Here is a 15,711-nt window from a genome sequence, read left to right on the forward strand (position 1 = left end):
GCGGCTTTTGTACAAAATGCCCGTTGGAGGCTCAAGCATTATCAGCGTATCCGGCACGTCCGCGCGCCTTTCCCCCTGTGGGGGCCTTCGGCTTGTTTGGAAGCGATCACCCGGATGCGCCGGTAGTCCGCCACCCATTGGGTGCCGTCCCACAGCTCGTCCCGCAGGGCCTTTTCCATTTCCTCGAAAATCCGGACGCGCCGTTTTTCGTGGAGGCACTTCAGGTCCGCCCAGAAGAACTGGCGCGCCCAGTTGCGCAAGCCGTACGGCCCGTCCTTCAGCGGCGTGGGGCGGTCAAAGTCCATTACCACTTCCGGGCGCAGTCCTGCCTGTTCCAGCATGCTGCGGTATTCTTCCACGGTGGGGAAGTAAAAACGTGTCTTGTACGGGAGGTTCATCCGCTCCAGGCTGGGCCGGAAGGCCTCCCTGATGCGGAGGATGTTGCGGTGGGCCCCAAATTCGCAGATCAGTTTTCCCTGCGGTTTCAAGGCGCGGGAGACGGCTTTCAAAAGAGCCCCGTGGTCCGGTATCCAATGGAAGGCGGCATTGGAAAAAATGACGTCAAACCAGTTGTTCCAGGGCATGAGGCAGGCGTCCAGCACGCGGAAGTCCATGCCGGGATAAAGCTGCCGTGCCTTTCCAATCATTTCCGGGGAGGCGTCCAGCCCGACGACGGAGGTCGATTTTTCCAGCAGGGCGTGCGTCAGCGTACCGGTTCCGCAGCCCAGGTCCAGAATGGCCTGGCCGGGGTTTTCCGGCACGTTGGAGAGCAGGTCCCTGCCATATTCCGCGACAAAATCATGCTTGTTTTCGTACAAATCAGCGTTCCAGTCCATCACTGCCCCATCATAGGAGGAAAGGGATTCTTTACAAGAAAGACCCTGTCTTTTTTCAAGGGATTTTCCCGCTGCTGCCGCCAAGGTCCGTTTCTCCGTGCCGTTCCGGGATTCTGCTTGCGTTGGCGGGGTTGAAATGATTAAGATAAGCTTACTATGAAAGCAACAGCCCTGTTCATGGCGGCCTCAGCCCTGGCCGCGGTTTCCGCCGGCGCCTATGACGGATACGGTTATGACCCCCGTCCCGCAAGTTCCTACAATGATACGGTCAGCGGCGCGGCCCACATCGGTTATGATTCCCGGTATGCCTACAAGGACGTGGTGGCATCCTCCCTGCTGAACCGCAGCGGCGTGTTCAACATCGGCGGTGAGCTGAATCTCAACCTGGCCCGGGACTGGAAGCAGGAAATCGGCGCGGAATACATGGCCTTCTGCGACGGCCTGCTGAGCGACAAGGATGCCTTTGACGCCAACTGGAAGGCCGTCAAGGAGCTGTTCCCCAACCTGTCTTTCCGGGGGGGGTACGAATTCAATTACGGCGGCCTGCCGGGCTATTTGAGCAAGTACATGGGGAAGGCCCCCCATTCCGTGGCTCAGTCCGTGACGGCAGGCCTGGCGTATGACGATCCGGGCCACGGCTATTTTGGCTCCCTGGACGTGCAGTACGGCTTTTACGGCATGATTGGCTGGCGTATCGACCTGAACGCGGGCAAGCGCTGGAGCGGCCTGATTCATGAGAAGGTGGACCTGGAATTGAGCGCCGGAACCGGCTATTCTTCCAGCTACTGGGGCTCCGGCGTGGCCGGATTTGACCAGGTGAACATCAAGCTGGCGGCTCCCGTGCGCGTAACGGGCGTGGATGCCAGCCGCGGGTTCCGCGTCATTCCCTTCATCCAGCTGGACTGGGCCGGAAACACCCGTTCCGAAATCCGCCGCTACACCGGCATGAGCACGATTGAGGACTTCCGCATCCGCGTGGGCGTGGAAGCCGTTTACCGCTTTTAAACGGAAGCCTCCGCGGCCCTTTCCTCCGGGCGGGGCCGCGGAGGCGTTCCTTTTTCTCCGGAGCCGCCCGGACGGCCTCTAACTCCCTTGAACAATCCCGCCATGTTGAAAATGATTCTGCTGCTGGCCCGGCGCACGTTTATACGGCTGCTGCTGGTGCTGCTTCCCCTGGGCCTCTTTGCGTTCCTGGCGCAGGCTATTCCCCTTTCCCCGCTGCAATCCCTGGTCGTCCTGATTCCGGTGATTGCCTTTGAAGTGTGGCTCGTGGTCAAGTACCTGCTGCCCGTGATGGGCGATCTGGTGACCAAGACGCTGTATTCCTCCAACATCACCACGGATGAGGAAGTGCTGGTGGATGCCGCCCGGCGCATGCTGAATTCCGGGGATCCGCAGGGAGCCCTGGAACTGCTGGAGCGCTACCGGAAGGAAAATTCGGGGCTGGTGCGTTCCTGGCTCATGGAATCCAGCCTGCTGAACGATATGCGCCGGTATGCGGATTCCGTTGAAGTCCTTCAGGAAGGCCTGGAGTCCAGAAGATGGCGCAAGGAGGACCGGGCCCTGTTCCTGTACAAGATAGGAGTGATTTATGATTCCCAGCTCAACAATCCGGACAAGGCCCGGAAATACTGGGAGGAAGCCGCGGACAGGTATCCCAACACGGCTTACGGCCGTTCCGCCCTGGACAAGCTGTAAATAACCCCGTGCTGAAGTAGCGGCATTTGCTATGGAAAGTTTGCCTGGTTAGGGCTGTGTAGCTGACCGGCAGCGCATGGTTTTTCCCGGCTGGCGGAGTGTCTTTGTTCATGCGGCCTGTTATTTTTCACGGAGCGGTTGCTCCAGTAATTTTTTAATGCGTTCCAGAAAAAAGGAAAAAAGAATTTCAGGAAAGCTTCCCTCTTTTTTTTCTTTTCAGGTAAAAGTTGTATTTTCAAGCTTCTAGCCAGAGTGAAAGAAGCTTTTTATTGATGAAAATCAATATAATAAACGTTGCATAGCTGAAAGGTTGCATTATACTGATTCCTCTTCAATGATTAAAGGCCGTTCGATTTCGGCAGATGGTTTGAATTTTTTAAAACTGATTGAATATGATGGAATTAAACCATATAAAATATATGGTTCTCTGTAAGCTCCCTTATTATGGGCGGAAAATCATCAATCGGTTTATGAATGGTTTCAGGAGAAGAAGAAACGAATCTTTGGCGTCAAAGCTGGAAGATATCCGCAATCTTCTCATTTACAACCATCCCGTTTCCCAGGTTCCTCCGGCTACGGGCAAACTGAGGCTGCTTCAGGAAGGCAATACCGTTTTGCTGGCTCTTTTTGCGCGGAAGTGCCGGGAAAACGGCCTCCGGTACTGGCTGGATTACGGAACGTTGCTGGGCGCGGTGCGGCACAGGGGCTTTATTCCGTGGGACGATGATCTGGACGCAAGCATGATGAGGCCGGAGTACGACCGCCTTCTGGAACTGCTGCCCTCCCTCTTTCCGCGGGAGGAAGGTTTTACCTGGAAAAGGCATGCCTTCCTGCAAATAGGGTATGAGGGCACTCCTCTCAACATTGACGTATACCCTTATCATTTTTATTCGGAAAGCCTCGTGTCCCCGGAACAGCACGGCAGCCTGGACAGGCGGCTTACTGCGTTTAAAAAAGACGTGGTTCTGGTGGATGGCCGGATGAACATGACCGATGACCAGATCCAGCAGAAAATCCGCCGGGAGATTCTGGAAGGCAAGGACCCGGCGGCGGAGGAGGACACCCCCGGAATTTTCCTTTCCCCGGCCATCACATTTACGAAAAACACTCATCTGCCCTATGAGACGTTCTTTCCCCTGGGATCCATGGAGTTTGAGGGGATGAAATTCTCCGTGCCCAACCATGCGCGCCAGTACCTGCAATTTTTTTATGGCGATTACCTGTCCTATCCGGACCGCATCCAGTTCAAGCACCCTTCCGTAAAGCGCATGATGGAACATGTCCCCTTTGAGACGGCGGTGAACCGTTTCATTGACGTCTACGGAAAGCAGATTGACATATCCCAGTCATGAAAACGGTTATCACCTACGGCACTTTCGACCTGCTTCATACGGGGCACGTCAATCTTCTGAAAAGAGCACGGGCGCTGGGGGACCGCCTTATCGTCGGCGTGACCACAGACAGCTACGACCAGAGCCGGGGCAAGCTGAATGTGCTGGAAAGCCTGGAGGAACGCGTGGAAAATGTCCGGAAGACCGGATTGGCGGACCTTATTATCACGGAGGAGCTGGAAGGGCAGAAGCTGCACGACATCCAGAAGTATGGGGCGGATATTTTCGTGATCGGTTCCGACTGGACGGGCAAGTTCGATTATCTGCGCGAACATTGCGAGGTGGTTTACCTGGAGCGCACGAAGGGCGTTTCTTCAACCGACCTCCGTTCCGCCCGGAATTTCATTGTCCACATGGGAATTGCCGGCCACGGGCGCATAGCGGGCCGTTTTCTCCAGGAGTCCAAGTACGTCAGCGGCATTGAAATAACGGCCGTTTACGGACGCGACGAGGAGAAGGTGCGCCGGTTTGCGGAATCGTATGAACTGCTGGAATATTACACGGAGTATGAACGGTTCCTGGACAAGGTCCATGCCGTTTACGTGGCCGTTCCGCATCATCTGCATTATGAACTGGTCAAAAGAGCCCTCCTGAAAGGAAAGCATGTGCTGTGCGAAAAGCCGCTTGCCCTTTCCCGGGAAGAGGTGGAAGAGCTGTTCCTGCTGGCCGCGGAGAGGGGATGCGTTTTACTGGAAGCGCTGAAAACGGCTTTTTTCCCGGCTTTCCAGCAGTTGATAGGCGTGGCGGAAAGCGGAGTTATCGGTTCCATCAAGGCGGTGGACGCCGCGTTCACCAAATTGATTGAGGATGATTCAAGCAGGGAGTTCGATCCCATGCAGGCCGGGGGGGCGTGGACGGAGCTGGGGGCTTATCCCGTTTTCGTCATCGGAAAGCTGCTGGGGACGGAAAGCCGCCGCATCCGCTTCACGACTTGCAGGAAGCCGGAAACGGGCGTGGACCTTTTTACGCGGGCGGATTTCCTTTATCCCAATGCGGCAGCCTCCGCTACGGTCGCCATCGGAGCCAAGCGGGAGGGGGACCTGTGCGTCACGGGAACGCGCGGCTATATTTACGTGCCCTCCCCGTGGTGGAAGACGGAGATATTTGAGGTGCGTTTTGAAGACCCCCGGCAGAACAGGAAATATTTTATCAGGTTTGAGGGCGACGGCCTTCGCTATGAGCTGGCCGCGTTTTTGCGCCTGATTCACGGCTGCCGTCATGAGTTTTCCCTCATGTCCCGGGATGATTCCCTGTTCATGGCTGACGTGACCTGCCGGTTCCGCGAAGGCGGCGATGTTGAAGAGATCAACTGAACAGGAAAAATGCCGTTCCCGGACCGTTGAACCCGCCTGACGGAATGAGCCGGTGCTTTCCGGGGAGCTGTCCGGTATGAAAGGCCTGTCTTGAACTGCGTTGTCGTCAGCCGTTTTATGATTTTTCCTGCAACGGAGAAAACCTGTCCAGCATGGAAGTGTTCCATTCCACAAAGGAATGGAGCGTGGGCGACGGAACGCCCAGTTTTTCCGCAAGACGACAAATCGGCCCGGTGCCCAGGGGAACGTCTTCCGTAAAGTAGCGGGAGGCGAAGTCCGGCGCCCAGCCCTGTTCCCGGAGGACCATGGGTGCCTTGACTCCGCGGAACGCCGGGATGGAACGGATTTTCCCGGTTAGTTCCGCGGCATTCCGGGATTCATAGTAGTTCAGAACAGGAATGATGTCCCTGCCGATCTCCATGCCGGGACAGCGGGAACAAAGAGCCAGAAGTTCCTGATCTGCTCGGATGTACAGTTCGCTGGCTTCCTCCGTCCATTCTTCATAGAACAGAAATTGCCTGTCGTAGAAGGTTCCTTCCCTGTAATGGCGAAACAGGCTCATGCAGCGGGAGGGGTGCAGAAGGGGATTGGAATTGTTCAGCAGGAAAGGCCATGGGGAGGAAAGGAGTTCCAGCGGAGTATCAAACAGAGTTTCCAGCAATGCGGACCAATGGCCGGCGTCGTTCCCGGGGGCAACCCATATCCTGTTGAGGGGGCGGCTGCCGAGAATAGAGACGGAATGGCCATATTCAAGCGTACGGCAGATCAGGGGAACCTTGTATATTCCCATCAGGCTGACGGAGGAAGTCCATGAGGCGTCTTCCGCCATGTCCATGACGTCCGGAGTGCCCGGCACGATGGCGAGCCCCTGATCACGGCGCAGAAAGGGCTTGATGCGCAGGCATATTTCCCGGATGCCGAAACGGGGGACCGCCACCAGCACAAGGCTGCATTCCTCCAGTATTTCCGGATGATTGCTGATTCGGCCCAGGGGGGGCCGGAGCGCGGTTCCGTCCGGAAAGGAGGCGGAGATGGTTTTATTCCATTGTTCGGGCTTCCGGGTCAGGATATTGACGCGCAGGCCACGGGCCCCCAGCCACCCGGCCATGGCATGGGCCAAGTTGCCGCCGCCGCAGATGCCTATGATGGGCGCAGAAGTAGCGTTCATGAAAAAGCAGTAATGGAGAAGGATGAAAAAAGGGAGGTTTCCGCCAGCGTGGTCAGATGGAAAGCGGTTCCGAAGCGGCTTCCGCGTGCATGGCGCGTACCAGGGCGTCGTTATCTGCCTTGTTCCTGACGGCGATGCGGATGAATTCCCTACCCTCAAAGCCCTTTTTCCGGCTGCAATCCTTGATCAGGATGGAGTGGTTTTTCAACAGGAGGCCCGTGAGGGTACGGGCTTTCATGGGCGGCATTACCTCGCACATGAAGTAGTTGGCCTGGGAGGGGAGGACGTTCAGGAAGGGAACGCGGGAGAGTTCCTGCATGAAGCGGTCCCTTTCCTCCATGAACCGGCGGCATGCGCGCACGTAGGATTGTTCATATTTCCCGAAGATCTGCATGTAAAATTCGGCAATGGAATTAATGTTCCAGATGGAAACGTCCTTTTTTATCCATGCAATCAGCTTTTTGTCTGCAGAGGCCAGAACCCCCAGGCGGAGGCCTGGAACGCCGTAGGACTTTGAAATGCTTTTAACCACCGCCAAATGGGGGTACTCCTCAAGGAGGGTGTCCCGGAGCAACGTGTTGTCCGGCATGCCTTCAGAGAAATCCACAAAGGATTCATCCACGATCAGGCGAATGCCGCGCTCCTTCGTCCACAGGCAGAGGCGCAGCACGTCGGCCTTCGGGAGGAAGAAGCCGGAAGGATTGCCCGGATTGACAAGGAGCAGGGTGCTGATGTCCTTGCCGGAAAAGAATTCCATCAGGTCGTCCGCCGTGTAGCTGAAATTCCAGGAAGCGGGATGGAAGGGCACCACCATATCCGGGGCCGCCCGGTTGGGATATTCCTCAAAGGTGGGGTAGACGACGCCCATTTTCCCTTCCATGCGGGACATGAGCGCCTTGATGAGTTCCGCCGCGCCATTGCCGATGCAGATGTATTCCTGGCTGACGCCGAAGTATTTTGCGGCCAGCAGGCTGTTGACCCTCATGCCGGACGGGTATTCCCGCACCAGGTGCTCAAAGTTCGCCTTGAGTTCGGACATGAGGCGCTTGTTGGGGAAGTATGGATTGACCAGGTAGCAGAAATCCCTGATGCGTGGGTAGCGCCAGTAGCCGCCGTACCGGGACTCCATCAGGCGCAGGTGTTCCTCCCGGTCTGGTGTGAACATGGAAGCCGCTATGTCCAGATCCTGGATGTCGTCTATTTCATACCATGCTTCGCTGCCGAGACGCAGGGCCTTGATTTCCGGTTTGTCCAGCAGGGCGATGACCCGCAGCACCTGCTCGTAATATTCGTTGTTGCCCAGGGCTTTGCTGTAAGCGGTGAGGAAGGGGACGTAGTGGGTACGGGAGAAATCCCTGTTGAATTTGTAAATGTTGACGGTCTTGAAGTATTCCGTTTTTTTCTTATAGGAGAATTTGCTGCCGGGAATGAATTGCTTGATGTTGTCGTCTTCATCCAGCGTGACGACGGTGCCGTCCATCCAGCTTTCAAATTTGGCGACGAGGGCCAGGCTGGGATAGGGATGGTGGAGCAGGGCGTCAATGACGGAGTCTTCAAAAATCAGGTCGGATTCAAAGAGCAGCGTATCGTCCTGAAGCAGGTGCTCCTTGGCCAGGTAAAGGGAATAAATGTTATTGGTGGCGGCATAAAGGGGATTGTCCACGTATTCCACGGGCGTGGAAATGTCCAGAAGAGAGATGAAGGATTTAAGTTTTGCTCCCTTGTATCCCGTGACGACGACGATTTTCTCCAGGGAAGGGGAAAGGTTGTCCAGTTGCCTCAGCATTCGCTCAATCAGCGTTACCCCGTTCACTTGAATCATGCATTTGGTGTTGTCCTGGGTGAGATGCCCCAGTCTTTTTCCCATTCCGGCCGCTAAAATGATCGCCTGCATAAATACTCTAATTTGTCTTCAGAACTTAAAAAGAACTAAGAACAATGTTTAACGGATTGATCATCCGCCGTCAAAGTAAAAATTTCTGCAAAAACATGTTAATGGAAAGTACATTGGTGAAAAAGGAAAAGTACGTAATTCATTTTCCTTCCCTATTTTCCCGCTTTTCATTGATTTAACTTCAAATGGAGATGGCGATCCGTTTAACGGATGATCAATCCGCATGCTATGGAAGTTGGGGAAAAGAGAATTGAGGGTTTTTTTCAAAAGCTGCATCTTGGAGAAAATGGTTTTAATATACGGAAATGGTTGTTTTTCATTAAAAAGCCGCATTGTTTTTCATTGACTTATGGTATCCGGTGGATAAGGTCCGTTTCAGGACCCCCCCGTTGTTCGCTTACGGAAAGATTGATATTTTCCCGTATTCACTGCCTAGATTTGCCCACCATGAGATTGCCTTCGTTCATCACTGCCGGAAGAACCGGAAAGCTAATGAAAAATAAACATCTGTGGGTGACGGAAGTACGCTGCTGCGGCCTGACGGTGCTTTCTTCAATCACGGATAGAAAGAAGCGTACCATCAGGTTGTTCGGCATTCCCTGCGCCCGGTTCAGGGTGGGGAAGGAAAATGAGCATGCACAGATGAGAAAGCTGGTGAAGTCCACCGTCCGGGCGGAGGAAGTTCCGGCGGCGTCCGGCGTGCTGAGGGTTGTGCAGCAGGCCATGGCATTTTTTTTGAAGGAAGTGGGCAGTATTCTTGAAGAAAACGGCTACCAGTACTGGCTGGATTTCGGGACCCTTCTGGGGGCGGTCAGGCATAAGGGGTTTATTCCCTGGGATGATGATCTGGATATTTCCATGCTGCGAAGCGACTATGAACGACTGAGGGCGGGCGCTGCCGAGTTGTTTGGTTCCCGCGGCTTTTCCGTCAGCCTGGAGCCGTTTATCCAGATTGGGCTGCCGGGCACCTTGTGCAATGTGGACATTTTCCCGTACGATGTTGCTCCCGGCTCCTGGTCTCCGGATGATCCGGAGGAGCGGGAATGGATGCTGCGTAATTACAAGGCTTCTAAGCTGATTGATTATGAAGCTAACACGTCGCGCCGTTACCAAACGCTGTGTTCTTATGAGGATAAAATGAAGATCAGGGATGAGTTGGTGATGGAAGGGAAGGAGCCTGTGGAGGATGGAAACGTCTGTCTGGGTTTTGAAATTCCCTTTGCCGGACCGTGCCGCCATTCCTTCCGTCATGAATGGATGTTTCCCCTGTCCAGCGTCCTGTTTGAAGGAAAGACTTTTCCCGGGCCCCGGGTGCCTGAAATGGTTTTATACGGGCAATATGGAGACTGGGGTGTCCTTCCTGATTCGCCGCCTGTGCATTTTGACCTGAACCGGATTTCCAAGGAAGTGCTGCTCAGGATGCTGTACATGCGGGATACCGGGCGTTTGCCGGAATGTGACTAGGGGCGCATGGGAGGAGCTGCGTGGTTCCGGCGTTCCGCCGTGGCGTATTCTCCGGAAAGAAGGTGTTCCTGACGCTGCGGGCGCAGGACATGCGCGGGGAGGCCCGGAAGAACGTCTTTCTCCTTGACCCTGCTGATTGGGGCGGAGTATCATCGGATAATGAGAAGACCCCCGATTCCCGGTTTGGTGATGGCGGACGGCTGGCTCCAGCCGTATTCCCGCCAGATACGCGACCGCCAGCGTTTGTTTGACCTGAAAATGAAAAGGATCAGCCAGCGTTCCGGCTCTCTGGAGGGGTATGCGCAGGGGTACCGCTATTACGGCTTCAACCGTGATCCGGAGACGGGGGCATGGACGTACCGGGAATGGGCGCCCGCCGCCCGCGGACTGTTCCTGGCGGGGGATTTCAACGGCTGGGACCGGGAGAGCCACCCGCTGGTGCGGAATGAGCGCGGCGTGTGGGAGATAACGCTGCCGCCTGACGCGCTGGCCCACGGGCAGAAGGTGAAGGTGCACGTGATCGGCGCGGACGGCACGGGGAAGGACCGTATTCCCGCGTGGATCACCAGGGCCGTGCAGGACCCCGCCACTTATGATTTTGCCGGGGAGATATGGATGCCGGAGCACCCCTATGAATGGAGGAACAACGGCTTTGACCCTTCCCGGATAGAGGTGCCGTTCGTTTACGAGGCGCATGTGGGCATGGGCGGGGAAGAGCAGCGCGTGCATACGTACCGGGAGTTTGCGGATGAAGTTCTCCCCCGCATTTCCAAACTGGGCTACAATACCGTCCAGTTGATGGCCGTCCAGGAGCATCCCTATTATGGCTCCTTCGGCTATCACGTTTCCTCCTTTTTCGCTCCTTCCTCCCGTTTCGGCACGCCGGAGGATCTGAAGTACCTGATTGACCAGGCGCACGGCCTGAACATCGCCGTGCTGCTGGATGTGGTGCATTCCCATGCCGTGAAGAATGAGGCGGAAGGTCTGAATAATTTTGACGGTTCCGGAGGCATGTATTTCCTGCCCGGGGAGCGCGGCCATCATCCGGACTGGGATTCCTGCTGCTTTGACTATGGGCGGGACGAGGTGATTGAGTTCCTGCTGTCCAATGTCCGCTGGTGGCTGGAGGAGTTCCGCTTTGACGGGTTCCGCTTTGACGGCGTGACGTCCATGCTGTATTTCCACCGGGGCCACGAGCCGTTCGGGGATTTGGGCGCGTACTTCGGGCCGTCCGTGGACCTGGACGCCGTGGCTTATTTGCAGCTGGCCTCCACGCTGATCCAGCGGGTAAGACCGGGCGCCGTCGCGATTGCGGAGGACATGTCCGGCATGCCGGGGCTGTGCCGCCCGGTGGATGAAGGGGGCCTGGGCTTTTCCCATCGGCTGGCCATGGGCATTCCCGATTACTGGATCAAGCTGCTCAAGGAGAAGAAGGACGAGGAATGGAGCATGGGCGACATGTGGCATACGCTGACCAACAGGCGTTACGGCGAGCCGCACGTGGCTTACTGCGAGAGCCATGACCAGGCCCTGGTGGGGGACAAGACCCTGGCGTTCCGCCTGATGGATGCGGAGATGTACTGGAAGATGGCCGTGGACCAGCAGAGCCTTGTTGTTGACCGCGGCATGGCGCTGCACAAGATGATCCGCCTGGTGACGCTGGCTACCGGGGGGGAAGGCTGGCTGAATTTCATGGGCAACGAGTTCGGGCATCCGGAATGGATTGATTTTCCGCGTGAAGGCAACGGCTGGTCTTACGAGCACTGCCGCCGCCAGTGGTCCCTGGTGGATAATCCGTCCCTCAGGTTCAAGTTCCTGAATGCCTTTGACCAGGCCATGGTCCGCCTGGCCCTGGATGCACGGCTGCTGAACAATCCGCCGCCGTTCCCGCTGAATATTGACGAAAACAACCAGGTCATGGCGTTCCACCGCGGCGGCCTGCTGTTTGTGTTCAACTGGTCCGGAGACAGGGCGATCATGGATTACGTGCTGCCCGCTCCCCAGAAGGGGGAATGGAGGGTCGTGCTGGATACGGACGGCGCCCGCTTCGGCGGCTTTGGAAGGCAGGACGATTCCATGCCGCATTTTACGGATGAAGACGGGAATCTTTCCCTGTACCTGCTGCCGCGTACGGCCCTGGTCCTGAAAAGGGTGGGTTCCGCCGTCATGGCCCGGCACCTGGGGCAGGAGGAAGGATAGCCATTACCGCGAAAAACCGGCGTATCAAGGCCGGATGCGGAGAGGACCCAAAGGGGGCGCGCGGCACGTGCCGCGCGCGTCAGGGAAGGAATGGAGCCGTGCCCGGGGAGAGGCATGGCCGGGAGGCCGTTACCACTGTGCGGGCAGTTCCCTCAGGGGCGGCGCTCCGGAGTCCGCCTTTTTCAGGCGAATGGTCAGGGTGTCCGTCTTGAAGTCTTTTGACTTTTCGTTGTTGCGGCCCCACAGGATGGCCCCCTGCGTGGTCATCTCCGGATAAAAGGTTTTTTCCGTGGAAAGGAAGCCGGGCTTGTCCGCCGCCACGTGCACGGACTTGTGCCTGTTCAGGGAGAGCGTGACGGGTGCCTGCCCCGCATAGTCTCCGTTCACGCGCAGGCTGGCCCCGGAAGGGACACTGCGGATAGTGATGTCCCTGGAAGAGCTGCTGCATGAGAGGCACGCGCAACAGGCCGCGGAGAGAAGGAAGAGATGCGGGAGAAGGCCGTGGGTCATCATACCGGAAAAATCAATGGTGTTCCACCATGTTCATGGCGGCCTGCTTGATCTGGGCGGCCATGGAGTTGAGGGCGTTCGCCCTGGTGGGCGCCAGATGGTCCTTCAGGCCGGTCCTGTCCAGCTTGGACATGTCCGCTTTCAGGATTTCTTCCGGGGGAAGGCCGGAGAGCAGCCGGATGAAGACGGCAATGAGGCCCTTGGTGATGAGGGAGTCGCTGTCCGCGTAGAGCTTCAGCACGCCCTTGTCCGGCTCCGTGTACAGCCACACGCGGGACTGGCAGCCCTTGATGAGGGAGTCCTCCGTCTTGTGGGCTTCGTCCAGCTTTGGAAGCTTCTTGCCCAGGCTGATGATGTATTCGTAGCGTTCCGTCCAGTCCTGGAACAGGTCCAGTTCATCCAGCAGGTCTTGCAGGCGTTCTTCGTAGTTCATGGCTCGGATTTTGGTGGGAAAGGCCGGTTATGCCCGGTTGGCGTCCGCCAGCGTGGCGAGAACGGCTTTCTGGGCGTGGACCCTGTTTTCCGCTTCACGGAAGATGACGGGGGCGAAGTGTTCCAGCACGTCTTCCGTGATTTCCTTGCCGCGGTAGGCGGGCAGGCAGTGGAAGGCGGAGTGGTTGGGGGCGGCGTGTTCCAGCAGCTCCCTGTTCACCTGGTAGGGGTAGAAGTGTTTTTCCTTGGACAGGCCTTCCGCTTCCTGGCCCATGGAGAGCCAGACGTCCGTGTTGATGACGGAGGCTCCCTTCACGGCTTCCACGGGGTCCGTGGTGAAGATGACGTTCTCGCAGTCCAGATGCTTGCGGAAGTCTTCCAGCGGCAGGTAGTTGGTCGGCGCGCCGATGGCGAGCGTGAAGCCCAGCCGCTTGGCCGCCCACATCCAGGAGCGGGACATGTTGTTGTCCCCGTCCCCTACGAAGGCGATCTTCATGTCCTTCCAGGAGCCGGGGCCGTAAATTTCCTCAATGGTGAGCAGGTCCGCCAGGATCTGGCAGGGGTGTTCCTCGTCCGTCAGGGCATTGATGGTGGGAATGCCGGAGAAGCCGGCGAATTCCTCCACTTCCTGCTGGCCGTAAGTCCGGATGGCGGCCCCGTGGATCATGCGGCCCAGCACGCGGGCCGTGTCCTTGATGGGTTCTCCGCGCCCGAGCTGGATGTCATGGACGGAAAGGAACATGGGGCGTCCGCCCAGTTCGCTGATGCCCACTTCAAAGGAAACGCGGGTGCGGGTGGAGGATTTGGAGAAAATAAGCGCCCAGGTCTGGCCTTTCAGGGGCAGGCGTTCGTGATGGCCGCGTTCCGCCTTGAGCTTGTGGCCCAGCGCGAGCAGGTCCTTGATTTCGTCTCCGGTAAGCTGTTCGATGGAAAGAAGGTTTTTCATGATATTGTAAAGAGAATGGAGAAAGGGAATAAAAACAGGAAAGCCGCACCATACTCCCTGTTTCCTTAAAAGAAAAGGGAATAATGCGGCTTTCCGGGGAGGGGTGGAGATGCCTTTACAGCCTGGCCGCCGCCTGGTCCGGCCACGGCACGGGGGAGCCTTCCCGGGCTCCGGCGGGGTTGTCTTTCTTGTAGGTGGGCATCTGGGCCTTGCGGTCCTTGAGCAGGGCGGTCATGGTTTTTGCCATGGCTTTCACGCGGTCCGGATGCCGTTCCGCCAGGTTGTGCTCCTCGCTGATGTCTTCCTTGATGTTGAAGAGTTCGAACTTCTGGGTGGGGTGCCAGTAAATCAGCTTCCAGTCCCCCTGGCGCATGGCCGTGCTGGGGGAATAAAGCGAGTTGTTGCCGTTCCCCTCCCCCCAGACGTTGGGCGTATGGAAGAGCAGGGGGCGGTTGGGGTTCATTTTGCCGCCCTTCAGCAGGGTGACGAAGCTTTTGCCATCCACGACCTGCGGAGCCTGGATTTTTTTGGCTCCCGCCATTTCCAGAATGGTCGGGAAGAAGTCTTCAATGATGACGGGAGTGGTGCAGACGCTTTCCGGCTTGGTGACTCCGGGCCAGTAAACGATCATCGGCTCCCGGATGCCGCCTTCCCGGTTGGAGCCCTTGCCGAAGCTCAGCGGGTAGTTGGATTCCTTGTTGCCCATGCGCCCGCTGATGGCGAGGCCGCCGTTGTCCGCCATGAAGATGATGACGGTGTTTTTATCCAGATTGTTCTTTTCCAGGTACTGCCGGATGTCGCCCAGGCTCTTGTCCATCCCCTGGATCAGGGCGGAGTAGCGTTTTTCGTTATCGGACCAGTTGTGGCCGTCGTTCGGGTTGGAGTAGTCTTCCGCAAAGCGCTTGTCATAGCCGCGCATGTCGAAGGGGGCGTGGATGGCGTAATGGGACATGTACAGGTAGAAGGGCTTGTCCGCCTCCTTGGGGTTGTTCCTGATGGCGTCCAGGCGTTTCAGCACCTCCTGCGTCAGGGCCTCTGTCAGGAAGACGTCGTTTTCATAATAGTTGTTCTCATCCAGGCCGCGGACGTGGAAGTTACCCGTGCCGTATTTCTGGGAGCCCCGGTAGTCCGCCGGGCCGCCGATTTCCGTGCCGGCGATGTTGTAGTCAAAGCCGAAGAGTTTGGGATTGGCCCCCGGGGTATTTTTGGAGCCAAAGTGGGCCTTCCCGCAGTGGATGGTGGTATAGCCCTGTTTTTTGAGCAGGGCGGGCAGCCCCAGCACCGGGGTAAAGGGCTTTTCCATCTTGTACTGGATTTTCTCTTCCGTCAGGGGGAGAAGGGTGGTGCCGGAAGATTTGGTGCCCAGCGGCTGCACGCCGTTGATGCTCCAGTCCGCAGGAGCTTTGAGCGCCTTGTGGCCGGCATCCGTGGTCTGGTCCCGCAGGAGCGTCCAGTTGGTGACGCGGTGCCGGGCGGAGTTCATGCCGGAGATGAGGCTGCACCGGCTGGGGGAACAGATGGGCTGCGCATAGGCGTTCGTGAAGACCATGCCCTGCTTGCCCAGGGCCTCCATGTTGGGCGTGCGGTAGCGCTTGTTCAGGAAGGTGGGCTTGGGCGTGCCGTCCGCTTCCCTCCAGAAGGGCAGGGATGTATCCTGCCAGCCCATGTCGTCCACCAGGAAAAGGATGATGTTGGGGCGCTTCTGGGCTTCCGCGCGGGGCGCGTTTGAGGGTGCTGCGGAAGCGGACAGGGCGCTTCCCAGCAGGAACGGGATGAGAGAAAATGCAATGCGGAAAGTTTTCATGATAAAAAGACCAGTACTCATATAACGCATGAAACGGGCTATTCTGTCAAGGATTC

13 protein-coding genes are annotated in these 15,711 nt (G+C 57.2%); 6 read left to right on the top strand and 7 right to left on the bottom strand.

The window, feature by feature from the left end; all coding sequences use genetic code 11:
* Positions 1 to 41 precede the first annotated feature (41 nt).
* Positions 42 to 836 carry a methyltransferase domain-containing protein gene (locus tag M8N44_RS03000; protein ID WP_102728405.1) on the bottom strand — a complete coding sequence of 265 codons (795 nt, stop codon included), beginning with the start codon at positions 834 to 836 and terminating at the stop codon, positions 42 to 44.
* Between the two features lie 156 nt (positions 837 to 992).
* On the opposite strand from M8N44_RS03000, the gene M8N44_RS03005 reads away from it, so the two are divergent.
* From M8N44_RS03005 to M8N44_RS03020, 4 genes are all read left to right on the top strand, one after another.
* Positions 993 to 1,841 (top strand): hypothetical protein, encoded by an 849-nt coding sequence (locus tag M8N44_RS03005; RefSeq protein ID WP_102721730.1) that lies wholly within the window; start codon positions 993 to 995, stop codon positions 1,839 to 1,841.
* A 102-nt stretch (positions 1,842 to 1,943) separates the two neighbouring features.
* A complete protein-coding gene (locus M8N44_RS03010; RefSeq protein WP_102721729.1) occupies positions 1,944 to 2,534 on the top strand; it encodes a tetratricopeptide repeat protein in 591 nt (196 codons plus the stop codon).
* Positions 2,535 to 3,004: 470 nt separating this feature from the next.
* Positions 3,005 to 3,886, top strand: a complete 882-nt coding sequence (locus M8N44_RS03015) for a LicD family protein (protein WP_180972985.1) — start codon at positions 3,005 to 3,007, stop codon at positions 3,884 to 3,886.
* Entirely contained in the window at positions 3,883 to 5,238 is a 1,356-nt protein-coding gene (locus M8N44_RS03020) for a Gfo/Idh/MocA family oxidoreductase (RefSeq protein ID WP_102728406.1), read from the top strand. The genes M8N44_RS03015 and M8N44_RS03020 overlap by 4 nt, the downstream gene beginning before the upstream one ends.
* Before the next feature lie 115 nt (positions 5,239 to 5,353).
* Here the strand turns inward: M8N44_RS03020 and M8N44_RS03025 are convergent, their stop codons facing one another.
* Entirely contained in the window at positions 5,354 to 6,406 is a 1,053-nt protein-coding gene (locus M8N44_RS03025; RefSeq protein WP_102728407.1) for an NAD/NADP-dependent octopine/nopaline dehydrogenase family protein, read from the bottom strand.
* Positions 6,407 to 6,458: 52 nt separating this feature from the next.
* The gene (locus M8N44_RS03030; protein WP_102728408.1) at positions 6,459 to 8,300 is read right to left on the bottom strand and encodes an aminotransferase class I/II-fold pyridoxal phosphate-dependent enzyme; all 1,842 of its coding nucleotides are present in this window, start codon (positions 8,298 to 8,300) and stop codon (positions 6,459 to 6,461) included.
* A gap of 492 nt (positions 8,301 to 8,792) precedes the next feature.
* Between M8N44_RS03030 and M8N44_RS13895 the strand changes: the two genes are divergently transcribed.
* Positions 8,793 to 9,764: a LicD family protein gene (locus tag M8N44_RS13895; protein WP_275539874.1), complete on the top strand. Its 972-nt coding sequence runs from the start codon at positions 8,793 to 8,795 to the stop codon at positions 9,762 to 9,764.
* Positions 9,765 to 9,923: 159 nt separating this feature from the next.
* Positions 9,924 to 11,963, top strand: coding sequence for an alpha amylase C-terminal domain-containing protein (locus M8N44_RS03040; protein WP_102721725.1), 2,040 nt, complete (start codon positions 9,924 to 9,926; stop codon positions 11,961 to 11,963).
* A gap of 129 nt (positions 11,964 to 12,092) precedes the next feature.
* Here M8N44_RS03040 and M8N44_RS03045 read toward each other — a convergent pair whose 3' ends face one another.
* The 4 genes from M8N44_RS03045 to M8N44_RS03060 form a co-directional block, all read right to left on the bottom strand.
* Entirely contained in the window at positions 12,093 to 12,476 is a 384-nt protein-coding gene (locus M8N44_RS03045) for a PEGA domain-containing protein (RefSeq protein WP_102727506.1), read from the bottom strand.
* 10 nt (positions 12,477 to 12,486) lie between these two features.
* The gene (locus M8N44_RS03050) at positions 12,487 to 12,906 is read right to left on the bottom strand and encodes a SufE family protein (protein ID WP_022398072.1); all 420 of its coding nucleotides are present in this window, start codon (positions 12,904 to 12,906) and stop codon (positions 12,487 to 12,489) included.
* A gap of 27 nt (positions 12,907 to 12,933) precedes the next feature.
* Positions 12,934 to 13,851: an ornithine carbamoyltransferase gene (gene argF, locus M8N44_RS03055; protein ID WP_102728409.1), complete on the bottom strand. Its 918-nt coding sequence runs from the start codon at positions 13,849 to 13,851 to the stop codon at positions 12,934 to 12,936.
* A 115-nt stretch (positions 13,852 to 13,966) separates the two neighbouring features.
* A complete protein-coding gene (locus M8N44_RS03060; RefSeq protein ID WP_102721723.1) occupies positions 13,967 to 15,655 on the bottom strand; it encodes a sulfatase in 1,689 nt (562 codons plus the stop codon).
* Positions 15,656 to 15,711 lie beyond the last annotated feature (56 nt).

The sequence above is a fragment of the Akkermansia massiliensis genome, assembly GCF_023516715.1.
Classification (GTDB): domain Bacteria; phylum Verrucomicrobiota; class Verrucomicrobiia; order Verrucomicrobiales; family Akkermansiaceae; genus Akkermansia; species Akkermansia massiliensis.

Excerpts from the sequence above, each read along its gene's own strand:
- M8N44_RS03025 (WP_102728407.1), bottom strand. The coding sequence starts at position 6,406 with ATGAACGCTACTTCTGCGCCCATCATAGGCATCTGCGGCGGCGGCAAC.
- M8N44_RS03030 (WP_102728408.1), bottom strand. The coding sequence starts at position 8,300 with ATGCAGGCGATCATTTTAGCGGCCGGAATGGGAAAAAGACTGGGGCAT.
- argF (WP_102728409.1), bottom strand. The coding sequence starts at position 13,851 with ATGAAAAACCTTCTTTCCATCGAACAGCTTACCGGAGACGAAATCAAG.
- M8N44_RS03060 (WP_102721723.1), bottom strand. The coding sequence starts at position 15,655 with ATGAAAACTTTCCGCATTGCATTTTCTCTCATCCCGTTCCTGCTGGGA.
- M8N44_RS03045 (WP_102727506.1), bottom strand. The coding sequence starts at position 12,476 with ATGATGACCCACGGCCTTCTCCCGCATCTCTTCCTTCTCTCCGCGGCC.
- M8N44_RS03050 (WP_022398072.1), bottom strand. The coding sequence starts at position 12,906 with ATGAACTACGAAGAACGCCTGCAAGACCTGCTGGATGAACTGGACCTG.
- M8N44_RS03005 (WP_102721730.1), top strand. The coding sequence starts at position 993 with ATGAAAGCAACAGCCCTGTTCATGGCGGCCTCAGCCCTGGCCGCGGTT.
- M8N44_RS13895 (WP_275539874.1), top strand. The coding sequence starts at position 8,793 with ATGAAAAATAAACATCTGTGGGTGACGGAAGTACGCTGCTGCGGCCTG.
- M8N44_RS03020 (WP_102728406.1), top strand. The coding sequence starts at position 3,883 with ATGAAAACGGTTATCACCTACGGCACTTTCGACCTGCTTCATACGGGG.
- M8N44_RS03015 (WP_180972985.1), top strand. The coding sequence starts at position 3,005 with ATGAATGGTTTCAGGAGAAGAAGAAACGAATCTTTGGCGTCAAAGCTG.
- M8N44_RS03000 (WP_102728405.1), bottom strand. The coding sequence starts at position 836 with ATGGACTGGAACGCTGATTTGTACGAAAACAAGCATGATTTTGTCGCG.
- M8N44_RS03040 (WP_102721725.1), top strand. The coding sequence starts at position 9,924 with ATGAGAAGACCCCCGATTCCCGGTTTGGTGATGGCGGACGGCTGGCTC.
- M8N44_RS03010 (WP_102721729.1), top strand. The coding sequence starts at position 1,944 with ATGTTGAAAATGATTCTGCTGCTGGCCCGGCGCACGTTTATACGGCTG.